At 38.7% G+C, this 25,547-nt stretch carries 23 protein-coding genes and 1 other annotated feature; of the genes, 9 read left to right on the plus strand and 14 right to left on the minus strand.

From position 1 onward, the window contains the following. The first annotated feature begins 108 nt into the window (after window positions 1-108). Both V7112_RS09780 and V7112_RS09785 read left to right on the plus strand, forming a co-directional pair. Entirely contained in the window at window positions 109-1,299 is a 1,191-nt protein-coding gene (locus V7112_RS09780) for a coenzyme F420-0:L-glutamate ligase (protein WP_335418379.1), read from the plus strand. A 331-nt stretch (window positions 1,300-1,630) separates the two neighbouring features. Further along, the gene (locus V7112_RS09785) at window positions 1,631-2,443 is read left to right on the plus strand and encodes a mechanosensitive ion channel family protein (RefSeq protein ID WP_335418382.1); all 813 of its coding nucleotides are present in this window, start codon (window positions 1,631-1,633) and stop codon (window positions 2,441-2,443) included. An 88-nt stretch (window positions 2,444-2,531) separates the two neighbouring features. On the opposite strand, the gene V7112_RS09790 is transcribed toward V7112_RS09785, so the two are convergent. After that, the gene (locus V7112_RS09790; RefSeq protein WP_335418385.1) at window positions 2,532-3,269 is read right to left on the minus strand and encodes an SDR family NAD(P)-dependent oxidoreductase; all 738 of its coding nucleotides are present in this window, start codon (window positions 3,267-3,269) and stop codon (window positions 2,532-2,534) included. A gap of 196 nt (window positions 3,270-3,465) precedes the next feature. On the opposite strand from V7112_RS09790, the gene V7112_RS09795 reads away from it, so the two are divergent. After that, window positions 3,466-4,074 (plus strand): TetR/AcrR family transcriptional regulator, encoded by a 609-nt coding sequence (locus tag V7112_RS09795; protein WP_335418389.1) that lies wholly within the window; start codon window positions 3,466-3,468, stop codon window positions 4,072-4,074. A gap of 32 nt (window positions 4,075-4,106) precedes the next feature. Here V7112_RS09795 and V7112_RS09800 read toward each other — a convergent pair whose 3' ends face one another. Then, entirely contained in the window at window positions 4,107-4,685 is a 579-nt protein-coding gene (locus V7112_RS09800) for a uracil-DNA glycosylase (RefSeq protein ID WP_335418392.1), read from the minus strand. A 75-nt stretch (window positions 4,686-4,760) separates the two neighbouring features. Continuing rightward, complete coding sequence (locus V7112_RS09805; protein WP_335418394.1) at window positions 4,761-5,495, minus strand: sulfite exporter TauE/SafE family protein; 735 nt, start codon at window positions 5,493-5,495, stop codon at window positions 4,761-4,763. A 182-nt stretch (window positions 5,496-5,677) separates the two neighbouring features. On the opposite strand from V7112_RS09805, the gene V7112_RS09810 reads away from it, so the two are divergent. Further along, complete coding sequence (locus V7112_RS09810; RefSeq protein ID WP_335418397.1) at window positions 5,678-6,586, plus strand: NERD domain-containing protein; 909 nt, start codon at window positions 5,678-5,680, stop codon at window positions 6,584-6,586. Window positions 6,587-6,742: 156 nt separating this feature from the next. Here the strand turns inward: V7112_RS09810 and V7112_RS09815 are convergent, their stop codons facing one another. Both V7112_RS09815 and V7112_RS09820 read right to left on the minus strand, forming a co-directional pair. After that, the gene (locus V7112_RS09815) at window positions 6,743-6,979 is read right to left on the minus strand and encodes a hypothetical protein (protein WP_335418404.1); all 237 of its coding nucleotides are present in this window, start codon (window positions 6,977-6,979) and stop codon (window positions 6,743-6,745) included. Between the two features lie 447 nt (window positions 6,980-7,426). Continuing rightward, window positions 7,427-8,443 carry a DUF1646 family protein gene (locus tag V7112_RS09820; RefSeq protein ID WP_335418407.1) on the minus strand — a complete coding sequence of 339 codons (1,017 nt, stop codon included), beginning with the start codon at window positions 8,441-8,443 and terminating at the stop codon, window positions 7,427-7,429. A gap of 475 nt (window positions 8,444-8,918) precedes the next feature. Between V7112_RS09820 and V7112_RS09825 the strand changes: the two genes are divergently transcribed. Both V7112_RS09825 and V7112_RS09830 read left to right on the plus strand, forming a co-directional pair. Then, complete coding sequence (locus V7112_RS09825) at window positions 8,919-10,319, plus strand: purine-cytosine permease family protein (RefSeq protein ID WP_335418410.1); 1,401 nt, start codon at window positions 8,919-8,921, stop codon at window positions 10,317-10,319. A 147-nt stretch (window positions 10,320-10,466) separates the two neighbouring features. Beyond that, complete coding sequence (locus V7112_RS09830) at window positions 10,467-11,624, plus strand: pyridoxal-phosphate-dependent aminotransferase family protein (protein ID WP_335418413.1); 1,158 nt, start codon at window positions 10,467-10,469, stop codon at window positions 11,622-11,624. A gap of 56 nt (window positions 11,625-11,680) precedes the next feature. Here the strand turns inward: V7112_RS09830 and hprK are convergent, their stop codons facing one another. The 3 genes from hprK to V7112_RS09845 form a co-directional block, all read right to left on the minus strand. After that, complete coding sequence (gene hprK / locus V7112_RS09835) at window positions 11,681-12,604, minus strand: HPr(Ser) kinase/phosphatase (RefSeq protein WP_335418540.1); 924 nt, start codon at window positions 12,602-12,604, stop codon at window positions 11,681-11,683. Between the two features lie 282 nt (window positions 12,605-12,886). Continuing rightward, window positions 12,887-13,888 (minus strand): 3-dehydro-L-gulonate 2-dehydrogenase, encoded by a 1,002-nt coding sequence (yiaK, locus tag V7112_RS09840; RefSeq protein ID WP_335418416.1) that lies wholly within the window; start codon window positions 13,886-13,888, stop codon window positions 12,887-12,889. Between the two features lie 2 nt (window positions 13,889-13,890). Further along, window positions 13,891-14,748 carry a sulfurtransferase gene (locus V7112_RS09845; RefSeq protein WP_335418419.1) on the minus strand — a complete coding sequence of 286 codons (858 nt, stop codon included), beginning with the start codon at window positions 14,746-14,748 and terminating at the stop codon, window positions 13,891-13,893. A 92-nt stretch (window positions 14,749-14,840) separates the two neighbouring features. On the opposite strand from V7112_RS09845, the gene V7112_RS09850 reads away from it, so the two are divergent. Next, window positions 14,841-16,460, plus strand: coding sequence for an acetolactate synthase large subunit (locus tag V7112_RS09850; protein WP_335418423.1), 1,620 nt, complete (start codon window positions 14,841-14,843; stop codon window positions 16,458-16,460). A 59-nt stretch (window positions 16,461-16,519) separates the two neighbouring features. Here V7112_RS09850 and V7112_RS09855 read toward each other — a convergent pair whose 3' ends face one another. From V7112_RS09855 to proB, 5 genes are all read right to left on the minus strand, one after another. Further along, window positions 16,520-17,716 (minus strand): class I SAM-dependent rRNA methyltransferase, encoded by a 1,197-nt coding sequence (locus V7112_RS09855; RefSeq protein WP_335418426.1) that lies wholly within the window; start codon window positions 17,714-17,716, stop codon window positions 16,520-16,522. A gap of 111 nt (window positions 17,717-17,827) precedes the next feature. Beyond that, entirely contained in the window at window positions 17,828-18,418 is a 591-nt protein-coding gene (locus tag V7112_RS09860; RefSeq protein WP_335418429.1) for a hypothetical protein, read from the minus strand. Between the two features lie 21 nt (window positions 18,419-18,439). Next, window positions 18,440-19,612 carry a ParM/StbA family protein gene (locus V7112_RS09865; protein ID WP_335418432.1) on the minus strand — a complete coding sequence of 391 codons (1,173 nt, stop codon included), beginning with the start codon at window positions 19,610-19,612 and terminating at the stop codon, window positions 18,440-18,442. A gap of 340 nt (window positions 19,613-19,952) precedes the next feature. Next, the gene (locus V7112_RS09870) at window positions 19,953-21,197 is read right to left on the minus strand and encodes a glutamate-5-semialdehyde dehydrogenase (RefSeq protein WP_335418435.1); all 1,245 of its coding nucleotides are present in this window, start codon (window positions 21,195-21,197) and stop codon (window positions 19,953-19,955) included. Further along, window positions 21,190-22,317: a glutamate 5-kinase gene (gene proB, locus V7112_RS09875; RefSeq protein ID WP_335418438.1), complete on the minus strand. Its 1,128-nt coding sequence runs from the start codon at window positions 22,315-22,317 to the stop codon at window positions 21,190-21,192. The genes V7112_RS09870 and proB overlap by 8 nt, the downstream gene beginning before the upstream one ends. 177 nt (window positions 22,318-22,494) lie before the next feature. Next, window positions 22,495-22,721, minus strand: a binding site (T-box leader). 280 nt (window positions 22,722-23,001) lie between these two features. Between proB and ahpC the strand changes: the two genes are divergently transcribed. Continuing rightward, window positions 23,002-23,571, plus strand: coding sequence for an alkyl hydroperoxide reductase subunit C (ahpC, locus tag V7112_RS09880; RefSeq protein WP_335418441.1), 570 nt, complete (start codon window positions 23,002-23,004; stop codon window positions 23,569-23,571). A gap of 12 nt (window positions 23,572-23,583) precedes the next feature. Further along, window positions 23,584-25,164: an alkyl hydroperoxide reductase subunit F gene (gene ahpF, locus V7112_RS09885; RefSeq protein ID WP_335418443.1), complete on the plus strand. Its 1,581-nt coding sequence runs from the start codon at window positions 23,584-23,586 to the stop codon at window positions 25,162-25,164. A 128-nt stretch (window positions 25,165-25,292) separates the two neighbouring features. Here the strand turns inward: ahpF and V7112_RS09890 are convergent, their stop codons facing one another. After that, window positions 25,293-25,532, minus strand: coding sequence for a DUF4190 domain-containing protein (locus V7112_RS09890; RefSeq protein ID WP_335418446.1), 240 nt, complete (start codon window positions 25,530-25,532; stop codon window positions 25,293-25,295). Between the last annotated feature and the right edge of the window lie 15 nt (window positions 25,533-25,547).

Consider the following 25,547-nt stretch of genomic DNA (forward strand, 5'->3'; position numbering starts at 1 on the left):
CTTATACCCATTATTAGATATATTAATTTTACTTATATCACATAATAGATGTATAGTACTAGTGGATACTAATTACATTAATCTTATCAGCATGTAGGAGTGATCGTTTTGGAAAGAGTAGTAGGAACAGTTGCAAGAGGTTTACGTGGACCTATCATCAATAAGGGTGACAGCATTGAGCAAATTGTTGTTGATACTGTATTAAAGGCTTCTGAGGTCGAGGGCTTTGCAATTCAGGATAAAGACATCATCACTATTACTGAGTCTATTGTGGCTCGCGCTCAAGGAAACTATGCGACCATTAATGATATCTCGAAGGATGTAGAAGCAAAATTCGGCGATGACACAATTGGCGTCATATTCCCGATTCTAAGCCGTAACCGTTTTGCAATCTGTCTTCGTGGAATCGCGAAAGGTGCAAAGAAAATTGTCCTAATGTTAAGCTATCCTTCAGATGAAGTGGGTAACCATCTTGTGGACCTCGACCTTCTTGATGAAAAAGGTGTAAACCCTTGGACAGATGTTTTAACAGAACAGCAATTCCGTGACCTTTTCGGACACAATAAACATCCTTTTACTGGTGTAGATTACATTGATTACTATAAATCATTAATTGAAGAATACGGGGTTGAATGTGAGGTTATCTTCTCAAATAATCCAAAAACCATTCTAGACTATACAAAGAGCGTGTTAACTTGTGACATCCATACAAGAATTCGCACAAAGAGAATTTTAAAAGCAAATGGCGGCGAAAAGGTATACAGCCTTGATAATATTCTTGCAGAATCAATCAACGGAAGTGGCTATAATGAACAATATGGTTTACTTGGCTCTAACAAAGCTACAGAGGAAAGCATAAAGCTCTTCCCACGTAATTGCCAGCCAATCGTTGACAAAATCCAGGAACTTCTTAAAGAGAAAACTGGTAAAAATGTAGAGGTTATGGTTTACGGAGACGGTGCGTTTAAAGACCCAGTCGGAAAGATTTGGGAGCTTGCTGATCCAGTTGTTTCCCCTGCCTATACTGCAGGTCTTGAAGGTACACCAAATGAAGTAAAATTAAAATACCTTGCTGATAACAATTTTGCGGATTTAAAAGGTGAAGAGCTTAAAAATGCAATTTCTGAGTTTATCGCAAACAAAGAAGGTGACCTTGTTGGTCAAATGGAGGCACAAGGTACAACACCTAGAAGATTAACTGACCTTATTGGTTCTCTTTCTGACTTAACATCAGGAAGCGGAGACAAAGGTACTCCATTCGTCTTCATCCAGGGTTATTTTGATAACTATACAAAATAAGTAGGTAAAAAACAGTCATATAGAACTCGCCATAGTAAAATGGGCGAGTTTCTTTATTAGGAAAACACACTAGCATACGTAAAATAAGCGGAGAATTTTCGGTTATATGCGAAATGAAGCTTATTTCGGGGTGAATAAGGGTAGGTTTTCCGATTATGCCCAGCAAAATCCCCCATTTTCCAATTTTTCGAATCCATAGGCGGAATATCTCCGTCTAGAAGGTTACTTTTAATGATTAATTACGAATTTGGCGAAATTTTTCCGTCTATTTATCAGCTCGGATGCTTGTGGTATTCTCTTACTAGGTAAAAAAGATAGGAAGGATGATAGTTTGATCAATTTAGTCAACTACAATTGGGAGGCCCTACTCATCAATTCAGGTTTCACAATCTTAAAATTAATCGGGATCTTCATTGCGTTTTTCATTGTAAAAAAGATTGGAAACAAAGTCATTGACCGCACCTTTACAAAATTACAGGATAAACAAAATATTTCTTTAGGACGAGCCCATACGCTTCAAAGGCTGATGGAAAATATCCTCTCCTATGCATTGATCTTTATTTTAGTTGCCTCCATATTTGACATCTTTAATATACCTGTTGCAAGTCTTATTGCCGGCGCTGGAGTCGTGGGACTAGCAATTGGTTTTGGAGCACAGGGACTAGTAAGTGATGTTGTAACTGGTTTCTTCTTACTATTAGAAAAGCAAATTGATGTGAACGATTATGTAACCCTTGGAGCCCTTGATGGAGTTGTTGAATCTGTAGGATTACGTACCACACAAATTCGAGGATTTGATGGAACCCTACATTATATTCCGAATCGTGACATTAAGACTGTGAGTAACCATTCTCGAGGAAATATGCGCGCACTTGTTGATATAAAAATTGCTTACGACAAGGACATTGATCAAGCCATTATTGTAATGCAAGAAGCTTGCGACCGAGTTGCTGCCGATAATCCATCTATTGTCGATGGACCAAAAGTCATTGGTGTTCAAGACATCGGAACCTCTGATATTGTGTTGCGTGTAATTGCTAAAACAGTAAATGGCGAGCAGTGGGAAGTTGAACGCCAATTGCGGAAAGCCATTAAGGAGGCATTTGACGCCGAAAAAGGTAATTCCAATGTCACATCAGAATAGCAAAAGCCTATTTAAATTGGCCCTCGATAAATTGAAAAGGGACATCCGTTTGACTGGATGCCCCTTTTTTTATATCTATTAGTTACGATTATTGTGCAGTGTATCCGCCGTCAACGATTAAGCTGTTACCTGTCATGAATGTGGAATCGTCACTAGCAAGGAATAATACAGCTTTCGCCATTTCTTCTGCTTGTCCAAGACGTTTCATTGGAGTCATACCGCGTAATACCTCTTTGCTTTCTTCAGGAATAATTGGAGTATCAATGAATCCCGGGCATAAAGCATTTACACGAATATTCTTTTCTGCATATTCAAGTGCAAGAGAACGAGTTAAGTTCACTACGCCAGCTTTTGCTGCGTTATAAGCTGCTGAACCTGGAGATCCAACCCAACCGTACATAGATGCAGTGTTTACGATTACTCCACCATCAGCTTTTAAGAATTCACGAATTGCTTCACGAGCTACTAAGAAAACTCCGTCTAAGTCTACATTTACTGTATTTCTCCACTCAGAGTATTCTAACTCATGTGATGGTTGAACGCGACCAATTCCTGCGTTATTGAAAACAACATCCACTTTTCCAAAAGCTTCAATTGTTTGTTTATAGATATTTGCTACTTCTTCTTCACTTGTAATGTTTGCTTTCACAAATAAAGCTTCTGCGTTTAGCGCTTTCAATTCTGCTTCAAAAGCTTTTCCTTTTTCTTCGTTTAAGTCTACTAGAACAACCTTTGCTCCTTCTTCAACAAATAAACGAGCAGTTGCTGCTCCAATTCCTGAAGCTCCCCCAGTTATGATTGCCACTTTATCTTGTAATTTTCCCATGATGTAATCCCCCTTAAGATATAATATGGATATAGTATTACCCAATGCTAGAGAGTAATACAAACGGTGTTGTCACCATTTGTTCACAATTTTATTCTACTATTCTGGTTATAATAAACAATCATCAAAGAAAATCAAAATGTCTAATTAATAGACACTTTTAATAAAAATGTCTTTTTTGGGGGAGGTTTTTTTAATGAATGATGAATATGAATTGGACGATAGTTTGAAACGCCGAAATCGAACAAAAGAACATTTAAAGCTTGCCCTCATCGACCTGATCAAGGAAAAGGGGTACCATTCGGTTTCTGTAAAGGACATTGTCAATAAGGCTTCCTATAATCGCAGTACCTTCTATGTCCACTACCATGACAAAATCGATTTAGCAGAGGATTTACTAGATTCCATGATGACAGGATTATGGAATTCTGTAGGAAAACCATATTCATCAGGGCAAAGGGTATATACATCAAAGATCGGTAAACCGTCTTTTCATATTGTGTCCTTTATTGATGAGCATCGAAACTTTTTTGAACTCATTAAATATGACGATACATTGCCAGGGTTACACACCATTTTTCCGCAAACCATTTTAAAAATATATCAAGAAAAATTTATATTTGAAACAATCAACAACATTCCAGTCAACATGGACTATTTCAAACGTTACACAGCTTACGGCTTTTACGGGCTTATCCAAAATTGGATAACAAGTGGATTTAGGGCAACTCAGGCTGAGTTTATTGAGGAAGTCATTGATTTAACAAAAACGCATATATACTCATTTAAATATACTGGTAACTAAAAGGATGGGTTCTTTATGTGAACCCGTCCTTTTTAATAGATTTGTCTCCGAAGCTCTGACGCAACTAATTGCATATCCTCCAACAAAAGCGGATACAAGTTTGGTCTTCTTCTTGCAGCGAGCGGATGATACGCGACAGTCGTTTGATAGCCATTTATCTGGTAAAAGTTTCCCCTCAGCCCTTTCACTTCAAGCTCGGGATTACCGAAAAATGACTGAACGGCAACATTTCCAAGACAAATAATCAACTTAGGTTTATGTTCTTCCAATTGGGCATACAAATGACGGATACAAATTTCCCTTGTTTTTTCCTTGTCATAGGCTTTTACCGGTCTTCTTTTTAAAATATACGTTACATACAATTGCTCTTTATCTATACCTGCTTCATGAGCCGCTTTCTGCAAGGTCTGCCTTGTTCCACAAATCATTGGATTGCCTTCACGGTCTTCTCGTGCACCTGGATTATCTAAAATAATCATAATAGGTGCTTTTGGATTCCCCTCACCCCATGTCATTCGCGACCCTTGCTGGTACAAACCGCACTCCTTACAATCCTTCTGATCTTCAGGCGGTGGGTCCTCATTCCACATAACTGGACAAAATGAATTCACATACCTCACACTCCTTGAGGTTAGGATAACCAAAATAAAAAAAATCTGGACTGTTTACTAAGTCCAGATTTTTTATTATAGTACATTTTCACTGACGATTTGAAAAATAAGAAGCACTGTTACAATCCTTAAAATTGGCTTTACATACTGGGGCTTTAGCTTTTGAGCAATACGCACCCCAATTTGTGCTCCTGTAAAAGAACCTAGCAACAACGCAATTGTAACAGGCCAAATAATTTGACCTGTCGCAATGTATGTGATTGCAGCCCCAAAACAACTAGAGAACGTAGCAAGTCGTACCAAGCCAACTGCTCGAATATATGCGATGTTTAAGTGATTATATAGATAGAGCATTAATGTGCCCTGTCCAGGACCAAACAACCCATCATAAATTCCAATACTGTATAGCCCCGGTGCACTGACTTTACTGAACTTCAGAGGCTCATTTCCGGTAAAATTCCCTTTTCCGATAAAAGAAACAATAAAAGCAAATAATAACAGGACAATCGCAACTATATACATATTTTCCGCTGAAATCCGTGAAGCAATAAAGCCCCCGCTGACCCCACCAGCCAAGCTAACAGGTATAATCCAAGCGGATTCTTTTAATGAGAGTTCCTTTTTTCGCATTAAGTAGAAAAAACTTGAGAACGAGCTTATTGTGTTTGAAACTTTATTCGCTCCAATTGCCGAATGAACAGGCACACCTAAAAGCAACATTGACGGCAAGCTAATCAATCCCCCACCACCAGCAAGTGTCCCTAAAGTCGTCGCACATATCCCAATAAAAAATAGAATAATATATTCCATTTCGTACCACCCCTTGTACCTTAAGTATAGTAGCAAAAAAGTGATAAAGAAATTTAATCTTTATTATGAAAATGGATAAGTTTTCCCTATGGACCAGACACAAAATGTTAACAGAATTTTCATATTTATTTAGTTAGTTTTCTTTTAAAATAAGGATAGAAATATAGAAAGGAAGTGGAAGTGTGTTACTCAAAGCACGAACTGAATCAGATGAATTGTTAACCCTGCGATTTTTAAACATTCGAACGGAGTTAACATCAAAAGAAAAATATTATTATCAAAACCTTGAAAGAGGCTATGAGGGTGAGCTGAGGTTTGATTCCATGATACAAGACCTTGGGGAAGAACGGTACGTTATCAATGACTTATGGCTTGAGATGAACAATTCCTTTTTTCAAATTGATTCGACGGTTATTTCACAGGGAGCTATTAACCTTCTTGATATAAAAAATTTCCAAGGTGACTGTTATCTGGACTCAGATAATCTCTATTCTGTTTCTACTGGACGTGAATATAAAAATCCCATAAATCAGTTAAACAGATGCGCATCTTTATTCCGCCAACTGCTTCAAAGCCTCAATCTAAATTACCTTGTGGATGCCTCCATTATTTTTATCCATCCAGAATTCACACTATATCAAGCACCTCTTGACAAGCCTTTTATTTTACCTACTCAATTAAATCGGTTTTTAAGAGATTTAAATAAGGGTTCTTCTCAGTTGAATGACGGGCATAGGAAACTTGCCCAAACATTACTGGAACTTCATCAGACGAAAAACCCTTTTGCAAAGTTACCGGCTTATACGTATGACCAAATTAAGCCTGGGACCTATTGCAAGAACTGTAAGTCATTTCAGGTTTCAATTAGGCACCATCATTTATTTTGTAATAGCTGCGGGGAGCAGGAAAAAATCGACCAAGCAATTATGCGGAATGTGAAGGAATTTAGTTTGCTATTTCCAGATCAAAAAATTACAACCCAAGCAATATTTGACTGGTGCAAACTGGATTTATGCAAACGTACATATTCACGAGTTCTTAAGAAGAACTATAATTCTATCGGCACTACCAGAAATACTTATTATAGTTAGAATTTTGAGGATTAAGAATGAATATTTCCAACCCTATCTAGCTTTTTAGATAGGGTATTTTTCTTTTTGGCTGGAACTTTTATTGCCCTTTTTATCAAACTTAGTCCAAATGATACCGGCAATTAGACAAAGGTTGGGAGTTTTGCTTTCGGACTCTTATACTCTGTTTCTCGCTTTCCATGTCCGAATGACTACTTGATTCGGACTCCACTCCACATCTTCGCCTTCTCTCTGTCCATGACCTTCGCTTTTGGACTCTATTACTCTCTTTTTCTGCTCTCTTGTCCAAATAATACCGGCATTCTGACTCATCTCAACACTTTCATCATCTCTCTGTCCAAATGACACTCGCTTTTGTACTCTATCACTCTCTTTTTCTGCTCTCTTGTCCAATTAATACTGGCATTCTGACTCATCTCAACACTTTCATCATCTCTCTGTCCAAATGACCATCGCTTTTAGACTCTATCACTCTCTTTTTCTGCTCACTTGTCCAAATGGCACCTGCATTGCGACACACTTTTGCACTTTCATCATCTCTCTGTCCAAATGACTCTCGCTTTTAGACTCTATCACTCTGTTTCTCGCTTTGCATGTCCGAATGACTACTTTATTTGGACTCCACTAAATATTTTCGCCTTATCATTGTCCAAATGACAACTGCATTCGGACTCATTTCCGCATCTTTGCTTTCTTTCTGTTCAAATCGTACTCAAATTTCTGATTTAAGACACAAAAAACAGCCTTGCTTGGTTGCTAGGCTGTTTCTACTTTCTTTCTCCCATAGACACAAAAAAACCACTTGCTTGAAACCAAGACAAGTGGATTTTTTCATTTTCATTATCCCATAATAAGCAAATAAATAAAGAACACAACCATCATCACTAAACCAAATGGAGCACCGAATTTGGCCCATTCTTTACTTGTGATTCCAAGTTTGTTGGCTGATATGATGTTAGGAATATTTCCTGGGATAAGCATCCCACCACTAATGATTAGCCCTAATAGCAAGAAACGTAGGGTTTCTGCATTCATGGATGGACTAATCTCAGCTGCAGCAAGTGTAGCATTATCGAGAACTGCTGAAATCATATTAATCCAATATAAAACCCCAGGCTGTAAATGAAGTAAATACTGATTTACTAGTGGCTCGTAACCTGCCCCTAGCAATGTTAGACCCATGACGAATAAGTAAATTTTAAACGAACGAATAATAATTTCAGAATAATTTTCCGCCTGGTTGTCCCCATCTAAGCCGCCATCACCCTCAACGGGTTTTAGTGCAAAGAACGCTACAACACCAATAGCAAGAACCGCAACAATAACTTCCAAGCCAATTAATTGAAAGAGATAAAAGAAATCCTCTTTTAATTTACTAGTCGTAATCGTCGATAATGGTTCCCCAACTGGCGTTAATACTGCTCCTAGCCCTATTGAAAAACACGCTAAGATAACAGTACGAATTTCCGTTTTGCGGTCCAAACTTAACGTACTTACGATTGATACGAGTACGATAGCGGCAATAATAGCAGTGATCACACTGGATAATAACCCTAAAACGACTATAATAATTGCAAGAAATAGACGAACATCCATTTTGTGACTTACTTTTAAAATAGCTCCTTCAATCGGCGTCTTCAACCATTTGAATAACAAGCCAGCGATAAGTACAGCTAGCGTAATGAAAATTGGGTCTTCTAAAGCGTGAAAAAATAATTTTCTATTAAAGACACCACTTACTAGTGCCGCTAGAAGTCCCATGACAAATAAAAATGGCTCTAAGTTTCGTTCAATTGGCTTTACAACGAAAGGTAAAAATAGAACGAGTAATAAAATAATAATGAGTCCAGCAGTCATAATGTATTCCTCCAATCCCTCTGTTTTTCCAGTTACTTTTACTAGTAGACCTCATGTATTGCTGGGTAAATTTCTGTGACACTCTATGATCACGTAATCTCGACTCAATTTATTTTAACACACTTTTCAGAAGAGTTTTAATAAAATTTACGGCAGTTTACTTATCATCCAAAAACCCGAAAGTTCCACATACCTAGTTGCGCAAATTAAACATTCCACACTAAAATTACACATATTTAATAGCCTTCAAGGCGCATAATTCGGTATTCGGTACTATTTCTACGATAACAGCAGATTATGTCTACTAGAAATGCCCTAAAGGGAACTTATCACGAAATACGTTGGATTATCGCATTTGATTCCATTACTTTATTATTGGTATACTTACACTCGGTTAAGCGAACCGTACGTTTCTATTTATTTTTCAGGATATTAACTTGTGAAATTATTCACAAACAAAAAAGGAGTTGATAAGATGGGATCTGTTATCCAATCGGAGCAAAATCGCAACGAAGCGTTGAGTGATGATTATTCCTTGGATAGAGTACCACTTAACAAAAGAAACATGAGTTGGTTAAGTATAACGAATATTACATTCGGAATTGCAACGGCTATTTTTTATTTCCAAATGGGAAGTGTTATGGCACTACAGTTTGGTGCTATTAACGCAATCATTTCCGCTATATATGCGATTATCGTTGCCGGTATTCTTGGAACATTCATTGCGTACTTATCTGCAAAGTCTGGTATGAACGTCAATTTATTATCAAGGGGTGGCGGATTCGGCTATATTGGCGCATCATTAACCTCCATTATTTATGCCACAAACTTCATCATGTATTGTGCCCTTGAAGGTTTAATTCTAGTTTCCGCGGTCCATGAATTCTTACCTATTATTCCCGAATGGGCTTTAATTCTTTTCTTTGGTACCCTCGTCATTCCATTAAATTGGTTTGGAATCAAACAATTGGACAAATTACAAAAATGGTCATTACCGCTTTTTGGTGTTTTTTTAATTGCCGCAATTGTGGTGGCCGCTATGAAACCATCTTTATATGATGGTAGCTTTTGGTCTTATATGCCAGAGAATGTTCAAGTTGGAGGAACCGCCCTCTTACTTTGTATAGGTATGCAGCACGGGATTATGGGATTAACTCCTTTACTTGCATCCGACTATGCTCGTTTTCTTAAACCCAAGGACAGGAAAATTGGAGTATTTGCAATTGGGTTTGTCCCACAGATTTTCTGTTTTGGTGTAATGGGTGGTTTAGGTATTTGGTTCGGTGTTCGTCTAGGAGAGCCAAATCCTGGTGTTTACATCGTTACGCTTCTAGGTATGTGGGGAGCACTCTTTACAATGATTACCCAAGTAAGAATTAACGTTACAAATATTTATAGTGGTTCACTGTCCCTTTCGAACTTCTTCGAAAACGTTTTTAATTTTAAACCTGGAAGACGTTTTTGGGTGGTTGTGACTGGCGTGTCTGCAATCTTCTTAATGCTTGGTAATATCGTCAACCATCTTAGTACAGTATTGACTTTCCAAGGAGTTTTCCTATTATCTTGGGCAGCCATTTTAGTTTCCGATGCGGTTTTCGTTAAGAAAATCTTAAAACTTAGCCCTGGCTATTATGAGTCTAAACAAAAGAACTTATTTAAATGGAATCCCGTCGGTGTTGGTGCATTATTGATTTCATGTAGCCTTGGCACAATCGCCGCACTTGGATATATGGGAACATTTCTACAAAGTACGGCAGCATTTTTTGCAGCAATACTCGCCTCTATCCTAACTATTATTTTGGCTGTTGCAACAAAAGGAAAATATTATATTAAGGAAGAAGCAACTGATATTAATAAAGAAGAATACGTCGCTTAGCGTTTTAACCCTCTACTTTTAAAAAAGTGGAGGGTTATTTTTATCCTCTTATTAAAGCCAAAATTCGCTGAAAAATAGTTTTAAATAAGATATAATCGAATTTAGATATACTAATCTTATGAAAATTGTGAAACGGAGGAATAAATCTTGTATCCTAATATTCTTAGACATCCTGGACCTACTCCAATTCCTAAAAAAGTGGAACTGGCAATGGCCCAAAATATGATTAGCCATCGAACACCAGAATTTGTAAAGCTCTATCAAGATGCAACTGGGCGTGTCAAATCTGTTTTCGGAACTGAGCAAGATATTTTGCTTCTTCCTTCAGGTGGAACAGCAGCACTAGAAGCAGCTGTGGTAAATACGGTTTCTCCTGGAGATGAAGTTGTTGTCATCACAGTGGGTGCCTTTGGGGATTATTTCGTTTCAATCTGTGAAAAATATGGCTTAACTGTACATAAACTAGCAAAAACTTGGGGTGAAGCTTGCACAAAAGAAGACCTAATTGAATTTTTGAAACCGCTATCTAATATTAAGGCTGTTTTTGCTACGTATAATGAAACTTCAACAGGAATCTTAAACCCTGTCAACGAACTAGCAGAAGTCGTACGCAATCATTCAGATGCTCTCTTCATTGTCGATGGAGTAAGTTGTATTGGCGGCGCTCCTGCTGAAATGGATGAGTGGGGCATCGATATTTTGGTCACTGGTTCACAAAAAGCAATGATGCTTCCTCCGGGACTTGCCCTGTTAGCCGTAAGTGAAAAAGCTTGGAAAGCCATAGAGGCTAATCAGTCTTCTGCTTATTATTTAAATCTATTAAGCTATCGTGAGTGGGCGAAAAAAGGAATGACACCTAATACGCCAGCAATTTCACTCATTATGGGACTTTCTGCTGTGTGTGATTTAATTGAGGAGGAAGGCGGATTTTCGAAAACCGTTGAACGACATGAATTGATGAAAAATATGGTTCGAGAGTCCATGAAGGCTTTGTCAATAGGATTGTTAACAAGTGAAAAGTATGCCTCACCAACAATTACTGCAGTTTGTGCCCCAGAAGGATTGGATTTGGCTGCCTATTTAGGGCACTTAAAAAAGAAGTATCACCTTGATTTTGCTGGTGGTCTTGGCCATCTTCAAGGTAAAATTTTCAGATTTGGACATATGGGCTATTGCCTCCCTAGCGATATCCTTCAAGCTGTATCCCTAATGGAAGCAGGATTGCAGGACTTTGGCTATCGATTTGAGCCTGGTGCTGGAGTGAATGCAGCACAGAATGTCTTCTTGTCTTCATTAAGAAAGTAATAAAAAAAGGTGCCTGACCCCAACTCATATTAACGAGTGCGGGCCAGGCACTTTTTTTAGTCATTGATTTCGGCCTCAATTCGGCTCATAAATTCCTCAGCTGCGTTGTACCCTTGCTGTTTCAAATACCAGTTATTTGCGGCAGCCTCAATAAGCCCTGCTACATCACGTCCTGGCTGTAGCTGAATTTCAATCGAAGGAATCTTAACATCCATATATTCCATGGTGTTGATTTCCTGATCCAAATCGTTATACAAGCCATCTTTTTCCCATTTCGTTAAATGAATATCGAGGGATATGCGCGTTTCATCTTGAAAGGCTTTTCGCCCATACATGCGAACCACATTTAATAAGCCGATACTGCGAAGGGCCAAAAATTCTTTTGTTTTTTCATCATGTGTTCCAAGAATCGTTTGAGAGCTTAGCTTTTTTAACACGACGATGTCATCCGCAACGAGCCGGTGTCCTCTACGAATTAATGTGTGGGCTGTCTCACTTTTTCCAACACCTGAATTTCCTCGAATGAGAATGCCAATCCCAGATACATTCATACAAACTCCGTGGACCGCAATTTCCTCAGCCAATTCCTTAATCAAATAGGCATCCAATTTTACGATAAAATCAGAGGTTATCTCAACTTCTTTCGTTACCAACAACGGAATCCCTTGATCCACACAGTGCTGTGTTAAATAAGTGAGTCCCTCTTCCCCACATGTGACGATAAAACAAGGAGGATGATATTGAACAATATTACCAATCCGAATTCTACGTTCCTCTTTTGTAAGCTTATGTAAATATGTAACTTCTTTTTTCCCTAAAATTTGAACCTGCTCTGTCGGAAAAAAGTCGAAGTGGCCTACGAACTCTAGTCCTGGACGATGTACCCGGGATTGCGTAATCGTATTTTTCAGCTGACCCTCACCGGCCAATACCTTCAACGAAAACTTCCGTACCAAGTCTTCTACAGTTATTTTCTTCACAATTCCATTCACCGTCCAAATTCCCTTTTTATAGAATTATACTTTATGTTAGGTGAAAACGTCATCATATTTAGGAAAATAATTTGGCTAGTTAGTCTGCCCCCCGGGTGAGCCGGAAGGCTTTTAATATGGGTGGGATTACAGGTTTGTCCGATACAGTTTCATGTTGGGTCGGTATCTTTAAATTTGGAGCCTATATAATTGGTTCTAGGGATGATATCCCGCTTTTAAATTTTGAGCCGATAACATAAAAAAGAGCTTCCCGAAATGGAAAGCTCCTTTTTATAAACCTTTCACAGTTTCCCAGATTTCTTCGTTTACTGGAATTCCCTCTTTTAGGTTTTCTTCACGTTCCCTCGCTGTTCTTTCACCTGGATATAATATTTCCGTAACGCCATCCCGCTTTGCTGAGGTCTTTATATACTCAGACATATTTTCAATATAGGAGTCCGCAAAATCTTCACCCGCATAAGCAGTCGGATTTATCGCAATAAATACTTGTGAAATTCCTTCGTCCCTTGCATCCATTCTCATATCAAATGTTGATCTACCAACTGACAACGCAGAGACTACCATATCGATGGCGATAGAAAGCCCTGATCCTTTCCAAAAACCAGCAGGCAGAACCTCTCCACCGTTTAAAATTGCGTCTGGGTCATTCGTAAGATTACCCGCTGCATCGAAGCCACCATCAAATGGGAGCTTCACTTCTGCTAGTGAATAGGTCTGCAGCTTCCCGTATGAAAATAAAGACTGAGCCATGTCCAATAAAACATGTCCTCCATTTTTCTGTGGGATCGATATAATCAAGGGATTATTCCCGATTCGCTTTTCTGTTCCACCCCATGGCGGCATATTTGGAAATGTATTGGTCATGCAAATTCCGATACAGCCCGCATCGGCTGCTTTCAAACCATATGTACCTCCACGTAACCAGTGGTTCGTGTTACTTAACGCAACACAGCCAATGCCAAATTCTTTGGCGAGTTCAACCGCTCTTTCCATCGCAATGCCTGCATTAATTGGGCCAAACCCCAATTGGCCATCCCATTGTTCAAGCGAACCGATACCGTTTCGTTTTTCCGGACGCATATTTGGCTTAATCGCACCCTCATCTATAGCCTTCACAATAGAGGGAAACCTGTTCAACCCGTGTGAATAGACACCATCCCGACTATTATCAGCGATAATGGATGCAGCCGCTTCTGCCATTTCTTCCTCAAAGCCTCTTTTTATAAGGACTCTCTTAATTTCATTTTTTAAGTCATCATAATGTACACGCATGTTTATTCCTCTTTCCCTTTTACTACTGGGTTTTCTTCATAGGAGACCCAATCGCTATAACTTCCTGCGTATAGTCTTACATTCTTAAACCCTGCCATTTTTAAAGCAATAAAATTGGGGGTTGCCGTTACACCTGAACCACAATAAACAATAATCTCATCTTCATTGTTAAGGTCGGCAAATCTTTTTTTCTGTTCTTCGCTATTTTTAAAGACGCCTTGCTCCAAGCTTTCTGCCCAGCACTTATTAACTGCACCCGGAATATGGCCTGCGATTCGGTCAATCGGTTCAACTTCCCCTAAGTAACGGCTTTCATCCCTTGAATCTATTAAAATTGGAGATTGTTTCTTCTGATCAACGATATCCTTTATTTCCTCGTAAGAAGCAAGCATGCTTTCGCGAATATGGACTTCAAAGGTTGCGGATTCTACTTCCGGCACTTCCTTCGACGTCGGATATCCCGCTTCACCCCAACCCCTAAAGCCTTCGTTTAAAACATATACCTTGTTATGCCCCAGATACGTTAACAGCCACCAAAAGCGTGATGCAAACTGCCCCTCGCCCCCATCATACACAACCACTGTTTTCGAATTGTCTATTCCTACTTTCTCAATTTCACGCTTTAACAGCTCCATATTTGGAAGCGGATGTCTACCCCCATGCACAGATACAGGCGCAGACAACTGCTTTTCTAAATCAAAATAAAATGCGCCCGGAATATGGCTTTCCTGATAAAGCTGTTCCCCTTCTGTTGGATTTCCTAATGCAAATCGGCAATCTACTATTTTTACATCCTTGTTATGTAGTTGTTCAACAAGCCATTCTTTATTCACGACAAAATGCACTGAAATCGCCTCCATCTATTTACTTCCTATTACCATTTTACAATTAATTATGGAACTCTTTCAAAGAAACTCGTTTTTTAATTTAATCTAGGGGGAAAATAAAGAAAATGCAGTTTGAAAGGAAGAAACAAATGAAGACAACTGATGTACTTGTCCATTGCTTGGAAAATGAAGGTGTTGAGTATCTATTTGGCATCATGGGTAAGGAAACGCTTGATCTCATGGATTCATTGTCAAAATCGAAACAAATTACGTATATCAATGTACGTCATGAACAGGGAGCCGCTTTTATGGCCGACGTTTACGGAAGATTATCCAAAAAGGTTGGCGTTTGTCTAGCAACACTAGGACCTGGTGCTACCAATCTTTTAACGGGAATAGCAAGTGCTACTCTTGATCATTCTCCAGTTGTCGCCATTACTGGACAAAAAGGATTTGAAGGTCAACACAAGGAGTCCCATCAATATCTTGATATCGTAAAAATATTTGAACCCGCGACAAAATGGAGTGTTCAAATTAAGGATTTAAAAACGATACCTAAGATAATCCGCAAAGGATTTCGGGAAGCACAAATGGAAAAGCCGGGAGCTGTCTTAATTGAATTGCCAGAGAATCTAGCACTTGAAAATTCTGCCTCCCTGCCACTACCGGTTACACCTATCCCAAAAAGTAAACCGACTGCAGAAGCGCTTGAAGCTGCACGAGTTTTAATCAAACAGAGCCAAAAGCCGGCTATAATCGTAGGAAACGTTGTAATAAGACAAGAGGCTGTAGAAGAGCTTCAAAAATTCATCGAACAACTTCAATCACCTGTTATCCATAGTTTTATGGCAAAAGGAATTTTGCCAAAGGACCATCCATTAAATTATTTTACATTTGGGTTTATGAAAAAGGATGAGGCTCTGCCTTTGATGGACGAATCAGATTTATTGATCGTCATTGGTTTTGATTCGATTGAGAAACCACCGAAGGATTGGAATAAAAAGAAATGCCCGATTTTACATATCAATCCACTCCCAGCCGAGATCGATGAATACTACCCTGTAAATGGTGAATTGATTGGTGATTTAAATGAGACCTTACAAGCACTGACTCAATTAGAGCTTTCTTCTAAACAATGGGCTCCAGCTGGAAATGTAAAAGAACGTATTGAGACTGCCTATCAAATTAATAAAGATGTAAAAGGAAAACAAGCACTTTCGATAGAAAACGTACTTACGGTAATCGAAGCTCACTCAACAGAAAAGACCATCGTAATCTCTGATGTTGGGGCTCATAAGCTTGCCATTGCCCGCACGTATCAACCAAAACAAGCCGGTCGGCTCATTATTTCAAATGGATTGGCTTCAATGGGGATTGCCATCCCTGGTGCCATTGGTGCCAAATTAGCATGCCCAGATGCTCCTGTTATTTGCATTACTGGAGATGGAGGAGCCTTAATGAATATTTCCGAATTGGAGACCGCCAAACGATTGGGGTTAGCTATCATTGTGATTATCTTAAATAATATGTCGTTAAAGTTAGAGGAACAAATGATGGAGGAAAAGTTCTATGGTAATAGTTATGGAGCCCAATTTGGAAACCCTGATTTTTCGAAGCTTGCTGAAAGTTTTGGGGCAAAGGGGCTTAGACCTATTCAGTTGAGTGATTTTGATCAAGTATTAAAGTATGCGTTAACTAACGAAAATGAGCTCACAATGATTGATATTCAAATGCCACATCAATAAAAAAGATGGTTATTTTGTTTCGAAGCAAAATAACCATCTCCTTTTTCGAGATACTTCTTCTAGTCATTAAGTTTTTTAATAAACACAACCTTCAGATAGTTCCCTTCTTTAAACTGCTTAATCGTTTGGAAATCTTGAGGTAATGAAAATTCCTCTTCGATTCTATATTTGCCGTTACTTTCCTTAAAGGCCGCATCAATAAATCCTTTAAACTTTTTCATGTCAAATGATGCACTATTTGTTGATGCGACAATAATTCCATTTTTCTCCGTAATCGCAATTGCTTCCTTCAAGAGATTCTTATAATCTTTTTCGGCACTGAAGGTGAATTTCTTCGACCTCGCAAAGCTTGGAGGATCAAGGATGACCATATCAAATTTCAGATTCTTTTTACCCGCATATTTAAAATAATGGAAAACATCCATAACGATAATATCATGGGCTTCATAATCAATGCCATTTACACTGAACTGCTCAATCGTCTTCGGTAAACTACGATTAGCCAAATCAACACTCGTTGTCTTTGCGGCTCCGCCCAATGCTGCAAAAACGGAAAAAGCCCCGGTATACGAAAAAGTATTTAATACTGTTTTCCCTTTTGCATACTTATCTCGAATGGTTCTTCTCACATCTCGCTGATCTAGAAAAACTCCAACCATCGCTTCCTCGTTAAAATAAACCGCAAAGTTAACCCCGTTCTCTTTTACAATAATCGGAAATTGTCCTCGCTCACCAGCTAAAAATCCATCTTCCTCAATAAATTTCCCATCAGCTCGAAATCTTTTTTTCTGGTATATCGCTTTGTACTCTACGAGATTTTTAAGGGAGGTAACCACATGATCGGAATACGTATAAATTCCTTCACTATACCAATTGATTAAGTAATATCCATCAAAATAATCAATCGTGAAGCCTCCGATTCCGTCTCCTTCTCCATTAAATACTCGAAAGGCGGTAGTTTCTTTATCGTTAAAAAAGGATTTTCTTTTATCTAAGGCTGCTTTTATCTTCCTTTCAAAGAACGATTGGTCAATCTTTTCCGCCTTGACCCTCGTAAGCACCCAGCCGTATCCCTTGTTTTGTTTCCCGTAATAGCCCTTGCCGATAAAAGCATGATTTTCATCAACAAGGTTAATAAGCACACCCTCTTCTAAAGCACTTGTGTCATTCATGACTTGCTTTGTGATAAGTGGATATCCTTCCTTATACTTATTAGCAAGATTTGATTTTACCTTTATAGTCAATTCCGTTCCCATCATCTTCATCCTTATCTCATGTCTACTTTTTACCTATGATACATTTCTCCAGGACAATTTAAAAGGGGACAGCCCTCGCTACCTTAAAGTAACGAGAGCTGTCCTCTTTTTTTACTTATTCATCGCAGAAAGGAAATCACCTAATAAGCTGTCTAAGTCCGCTTCTTCTAGATCATTTTCCTCTTCGATTGTTTTTTCTTGCTTTGCAGTGTCCCAGTTAAAATTATTTAATTCATCATCGAAGGCATCTCTATTATTGTTTGAAGTAGTTGGTATTTCCACCTCATTTGATGCTAATAGTTGTGACTGAATAGAGGTTACCTCTTCCTGAAGGTACAAAGCCTCATCCAGATCCAAGGAATTGCTATTTAAGGAAGCTAGCAGGGCAGTCGCACGAACTGGATCCGTTAAAAGCTGATAAATTATACTACCAAGCAGGGCCTCGGAGTGCTCATGCTTCAGCCAGTTTCGCTGGGATTTACTTAATTTATGAGGGAGTGGAACTGTAACGACTTCCCGTTCCCTTGAATTGGACTGGCCGACGCCCTGCATAACAAACTCAGCAATTTTACTTGAAAAATTCCTTCGCTCTGTTTCCTTCAATTTTTGTAGATGCTTTAATAAATGATCAGGTGTATCGGATGGTACACGAAAAGAAATCGCTTGGCCCCTTTTCACCTCGGTTGAGGCAGACTTTTTCATAGGATCACCTTATCTTATTACTTATTTTTTGACCTGCTCTTGTGGTACCTTTTGCTTCTCATTCTTCCTTACATAATCAGTAATGAGCTTATAATAAGCATTGGCCATCATCCAAATGCTCTCTTTTTCATCTTCAAAGAATTCAATATTATAGCCATCAAGATTATTATTTAATGTTTTCATATATTCTTTTAACACAATTGACCCGCCACCAACGAAATAGCAGATTTCCGTTTGCGAGTTTTTCAACCAAACATTGCGAAGTAACCGATATTGCTTTTTGGCTAATTCAAGCAGAATTCGATCTGTAATGTCGTGAACGCTTGTCCGGCTCCCTTTTACCATAATATGATTCCGGTTGTTTTTTCGTGTAATAATATCGACCACATCACGGCGACTATCTAATTCTACTCCGTGCTTAGAGCGAATTTCTTCTCTTATTGCTTCCAATGATTCAGACACACCCAAATTAAAGCCTTGTGCCTTATCATCATCGACAGTTCGGTTACGAATCACGGCAATATCTGTTGAGAGTCCACCGATATCTTGAATCAAAATTCGTTTATCAATTAAATCCTTATTAATCACCTTAAGATTATGGTCCATTACGAGGTTGATATAAGCGGCAAAGCCTTCTGGATAGACTTTAACCTCATTGAACTTAAGGTTTACCTTTAGTCCCTGGTATCTTGGTGTTACAAGAAATTCCACCTGATGGACCGAGCCTGTTAGCTTAGAGCGGTATCCCGTATCTTTGCCTTCTTTTACTTCACGAAGCGGTAATCCAGTGCCGAGAGTGTAATTTGCATCAATCACATTTTTTGAACGTGGGAAGGTAGATGTGTTTTGCTCACTAACCGCATCCAAGGCCAATGTAGCAAAAAGCATAATCAAGGTTTGATCTTCCTCTGATTTGCTGCTTCCCGGGTCTAATTCTGATGCACTACTGCTCTTAGTCGCCAAATGGCCAACTCGATAAATCGCATTATTTTCTTTTAGAGCAGGGGAATGTACCTTAATATGAATTCCCTCCAGTGGGTCCTTACTATTTAATTCTTCTATTCCGATTACCGGGCGGTCCTCGGTGTCTCTAGCGATTATATTAGGTATATTTAATTCGTAATCTAGTTCTCCAAAGATCGCCTTAATTGAGTCATTACCAACATCAACTGCTGCAATTCTTGACATAGACATTATCATCAACATCCCTTTTAGTAGATTTTTTTATTGCTATGTACACTAAAAGCGTATAAGAGATTACTAGATTTCACAATGACTCTCACTGAAAAGAAACATAACTGTAAACCTGTAAACACCTTGTAAACATGTCGATTTTTGTATACATTTTCGTAAACTTTGAACACAAAAACGTACACATGTTGTCATTCCGGGATGTATACAGATTTGTAAACATGTAAACGAAATTGTGCACATCATGTTTACGTTTTGTGGACATGCAAACAGATTTGTAAACACCAAAAAAGGGATGCTGCCAAATGACTTGGAAACATCCTCTACATGTTCTTATACAACATTATCTAATTTGTCCATTTCCTCTTATCGTATATTTAGTCGAAGTTAAGGCTGGTAAGCCCATTGGTCCACGTGCATGAAGTTTTTGAGTACTGATCCCAATTTCAGCTCCAAATCCAAACTCAAATCCATCTGTGAATCTGGTTGATGCATTATGATAAACTGCTGCAGCATCTACTTCTGTAAAAAATTGCTCTACATTATCAATGGATTCAGAAATAATCGCTTCTGAGTGCTTTGTTCCATATTGATTAATATGAGCAATGGCTTCTCCTACATTCTCAACCACTTTTACGGCAACCTCTAACCCTAAAAACTCTGTACCCCAGTCTTCTGGACGAGCAGGGATAACATCTTTTCTTACCTGCTGAATTGCATCATCACCATGAATTTGAACATCATGTTCTTGTAAAGCCTTTACTAGCTCCTGCAAATGGTTGGATGCCCAATCCTTCTGCACCAGAACATTTTCAATCGCATTACATACAGATGGGCGTTGGACTTTCGCATTAATCGCAATCTCTATCGCCATTTTTGGGTCAGCTGTTTCATCAATAAACACATGACAATTACCTGCCCCTGTTTCTAGTACTGGAACGGTTGAGTTTTGAACGACCGTCTGAATCAATTTTGCGCCACCACGCGGAATTAATACATCAAGATATTCATTTAGTTTGAACATTTCTGACGCTGTTTCCCTGCTCGTATCTTCTAATAATTGTACAGCCTCAATTGGTAGATGACTTAATTCTAAGGCATGTTGGATTACCTTTACGATCGCCTTATTAGAATGAATCGCAGTCGAACTACCTCGAAGCACTACGGCGTTCCCTGTTTTTAAACAAAGACTTGATGCATCAACTGTTACATTTGGCCTTGCCTCATAAATCATTCCAATAACTCCAAGCGGAACTCGAACCTGCGCAATCTTTAGGCCATTTGGACGCTCCCACTCCTCTAATACTTGTCCAATCGGGTCTTCTAGCTTTGTCAACAAAATAAGAGCGTCTGCCATATCTTGAATCCGCTGTGCGTTTAACTTTAAGCGGTCAAGCAACGACTCGCTCATTCCATTTTCTTTCCCTTCTTGTAAATCTTTTTGATTTTCTTCTAAAATAAATGCTTGTTCCTTCATTAATTGCTCTGAAATCGTTGAAAGTGCCTTGTTTTTTTGTTCTGTCGTCGCTTTCGCTAGAATCGCAGCTGCTATTTTTGCCTTTTTCGCTTTCTCAATTAACTCACTCATATTTAACTCTCCTCTCTTTTTGACTTACCCAATTATCCCTATGGATGACAACACCTTGATCACTGTTTACTTTAACCATTGCCTTTGTACTAGATAATCCTTTAATTTCTATTAATTGATCGGATGAAAAATTTACTTTTCCTTTTCCGATCACATCTCCCTTTACGTTCACAACCTCAACGACATCATTGATTTTGAAATTGCCAATAATATTCGTTACCCCTGCAGGGAGAAGGCTTTTACCATGTCTTAGAATAGCGGCTGCAGCACCTTGATCAACTTCAATTTTTCCACTTGGAATCGAATGTAAGGCCAGCCACTGCTTTGCTGTATTCATACTAGGCCGTGAGGAGTTCCCAATGTAAGTTCCGTCCCCTTTTCCTGCAAGAATATCAACAAATTTTTCCTCACCTGAACCAGAGCCAATAAACACTTTCACTCCGAGACCTAACGCTGTACGTGCTGCCTCTATCTTTGATTTCATTCCTCCAGTGCCTACCTTTGACCCCGCTCCAGAAGCGCCACTTAATAATTCATCATGAATTTCATCAAGGAAGTTATACTTTTTTGCATCTGGATGTGTTTGTGGATTTTGATCATAGATTCCATTGACATCTGTAATGATAATCAAAAAATTCGCATGTACAAGGCCACTTACTAGTGCTGATAACATGTCATTATCACCGAAGTTTAATTCTTCTAGTGACACGGAATCATTTTCATTGATGATGGGTACAACATTTCGTCTTAAAAGCTCGGATAATGTTGCATAGGCATTGTTATATTGATCTTTATATAAGAAATTCTGTCTTGTTAACAGCAATTGTGCGGCAACAATCCCATGCTTTTTAAATTCCTCTGTATATCCTCTTAAAAGTAATCCCTGTCCCACTGCTGCAGCTGCCTGTTTACCTGCTACGGTTTTAGGTCGGGAAGAATAACCAAGATCCATAAATCCGGCTGCAACGGCACCAGATGAAATGAGAATCACATCATGCCCGAGTTCCTTTAATCGGGCAATCGCATCAACATGTTCACGTAGCTTTTCAATACTAAGACCACCGTTTTGATTTGTTAATGAACTACTCCCTATTTTGACAACAATTCGTTTTTTCTTCATTTCATTCACCGCCAAATTAGTAACTAATCAAATACGCCATGGCGTATTTGCGCCCAGATTTTTTCGCGCCCACGCGAAAAGTTTCCTTTGAAAATCTGTGGCATCCGCCGGAGGCTTTTACTTTATTAATGGGGTTTATCCCCCATTAATAAAGTAAAAAGGCCCTTCTATCCCTATAAAAAGGACGAAAAGACCGTATCTTTCGTGGTACCACCTTTATTGATACTAGAAGCTCCCTCCTAGTATCCACTCGAAAACCCTTTAACGCAGGCGACGGTTAGGTTTTGCCTAACAGTTCAAGGGACAGGTTCAATAGCATTGCAGGCGCGTAAAATCTTTCAGCCGATGAATTTTACTCTCTTTTACCCGAGGACTATTTACTAGTTCCCTATCATTACTTCTTATATAATTAGATGAGTCCGTAACTATCTTTTTGTTTTATAGATTAGGAATATTATGAATCAAATTTGTTGCAATGTCAATCTCGCTAAATGATAATATGAAATGAATAATGGGAATTGATTATAGGAAGAAACTATTTAATTATAATAAATAATGCTTTTGCATTGACATAAATAATAATATCTATATAATAATTAGTATAAACAAGTAATAATTATAGATTTTTAGTCCATAATACTAATAATCTATTTTTAAATATTTTCATATTGGAGGAATTTTATTATGTCAATTATCGGAAAAGAAATACTACCATTCACAGCACAAGCTTACAATGCCGGAAATGGCGATTTTGTCGAGGTTTCGGAGGGAAACCTAAAAGGACAATGGAGTGTTGTTTGCTTTTACCCAGCAGATTTTACATTCGTTTGCCCAACTGAGCTTGAGGATCTTCAAAACCAATATGCAACATTAAAAGAATTAGGTGTTGAAGTTTATTCTGTTTCAACAGACACACATTTCACACATAAAGCATGGCACGATCACTCAGATGCAATTAGCAAAATTCAGTATGTGATGATTGGTGACCCTTCACAAACAATATCACGCAACTTTGACGTGTTAGATGAAGAAGCAGGTCTTGCACAACGCGGAACTTTCATCATTGATCCAGACGGTGTTGTACAAGCAATGGAAATTAATGCAGACGGTATTGGCCGTGATGCAAGTACTCTTGTTAATAAAATTAAAGCTGCACAATATGTACGTAACAATCCAGGTGAAGTTTGCCCAGCTAAATGGGAAGAAGGAAGCGAAACACTTAAGCCAAGCCTAGACTTAGTAGGTAAAATTTAAGGGGTGCGATAAATGGTATTAGATGCTGGCATAAAGCAACAATTAAACCAATATCTCGAACTTTTAGAAAATGATGTGCTACTTAAAGTCAGCGCAGGGTCTGATAAAGTTTCAAAGGACATGCTGTCACTCGTTAATGAGTTGGCAGCAATGTCACCTAAAATTAAAGTTGAACAAACTGAATTAGAAAGAACACCAAGCTTTAGTGTGAACCGTGTTGGTGAAGATACTGGGGTAACCTTTGCTGGTATCCCGCTTGGTCATGAATTTACTTCACTTGTTTTGGCTCTTTTACAAGTAAGCGGAAGAGCTCCGAAGGTTGAGCAAAAACTGATTGACCAAATCAAAAATATTAAAGATGAATATCACTTTGTCTCATATATAAGCTTAAGCTGCCAAAACTGTCCTGATGTTGTACAAGCACTTAACTTGATGAGCGTACTGAACCCTGGCATTACACATACAATGGTTGATGGGGCTGCTTTCAAAGAAGAAGTTGAAAGTAAAAATGTCATGGCAGTACCGACCGTATTCTTAAATGGTGAATCTTTTAGCAGTGGACGTATGTCATTAGAGGAAATCCTTTCGAACCTTGGAAGTACTCCTGATGCATCAGAATTTGCTGAAAAGGACCCATACGATGTTCTTGTAGTCGGAGGCGGACCTGCGGGTGCAAGTGCAGCAGTTTATTCAGCGCGTAAAGGCATTCGTACAGGCCTTGTTGCAGAACGTTTTGGTGGCCAGATTTTAGATACACTTAGCATTGAGAACTTTATCAGTGTGAAGCGTACGGAAGGTCCTAAGCTTGCAGCAAATCTCGAAGAACATGTAAAAGAATACAATGTTGATGTGATGAACCTTCAGCGTGCGAAACGTATTGAAAAGAGGGATTTCGTTGAAATTGAACTAGAAAACGGTGCTGTTCTAAAGAGTAAAACCGTTATTCTTTCAACTGGTGCTCGTTGGCGTAATGTAAATGTACCAGGTGAAGCAGAGTTCAAGAACAAAGGTGTAGCGTACTGTCCGCATTGTGATGGTCCTTTATTTGAAGGCAAGGAAGTAGCCGTTATTGGTGGCGGTAACTCTGGTGTTGAAGCTGCAATTGACCTCGCAGGTATTGTGAAGCATGTAACAGTTCTTGAATTTAATTCAGAGCTTAAGGCTGACACTGTACTGCAAGACCGTCTATTCAGTCTTTCAAACGTAACAGTTATTACAAATGCTCAGACAACAGAAATTACGGGTACTGACAAAGTAAACGGTATTTCTTATGTTGACCGTAACACTGAAAAAGAACATCATATTGAATTACAAGGTGTGTTTGTTCAAATTGGACTTGTGCCAAATACAGATTGGCTAGGTGACACAATCGAACGCAACCGAATGGGTGAGATTGTTGTTGATAATCACGGTGCTACAAATATCCCTGGAGTGTTTGCTGCAGGAGACTGCACAAATAGTCCTTATAAGCAAATTATTATTTCAATGGGCTCAGGTGCAACTGCTTCCTTAAGTGCATTTGACTACATCATTCGAAACAATTGGGATACAAGTGCCGATGAGGCTGATCAAAAAACACTCGTTCACCAATAAAAACAACCACATTTGCTGATATATAAGAAAGTCACTTTATTATCCTATCGGAAGTAAAGTGACTTTCTTTTTTCAAGTATATTATTTTACAGATATGTATCGTATTTGAAGTTTTTATGGCAATGTAATCAGAGACCGCTACTATCAGCAATTGCCCCAATCATAACCAATACCCAAAATCCTAATTTAAAGATTACCAATGAAATGATCCCAAGAATCAGTCCAGCTATAGCCATTCCTTTTTTTTCTTCATTATTTCTTTCAATAACTCCAAAAATAATAGCTAAAACAGGCATCACATAACCTAAAAAAGGAATCCACGCAAAAAACAAACCTATAATACCCAAAACTAAAGCTGCTACTGCCACGATTCCCACCCCCTT

Source organism: Bacillus sp. JJ1566, from assembly GCF_036962685.1.
Classification (GTDB): domain Bacteria; phylum Bacillota; class Bacilli; order Bacillales; family Bacillaceae_L; genus Ferdinandcohnia.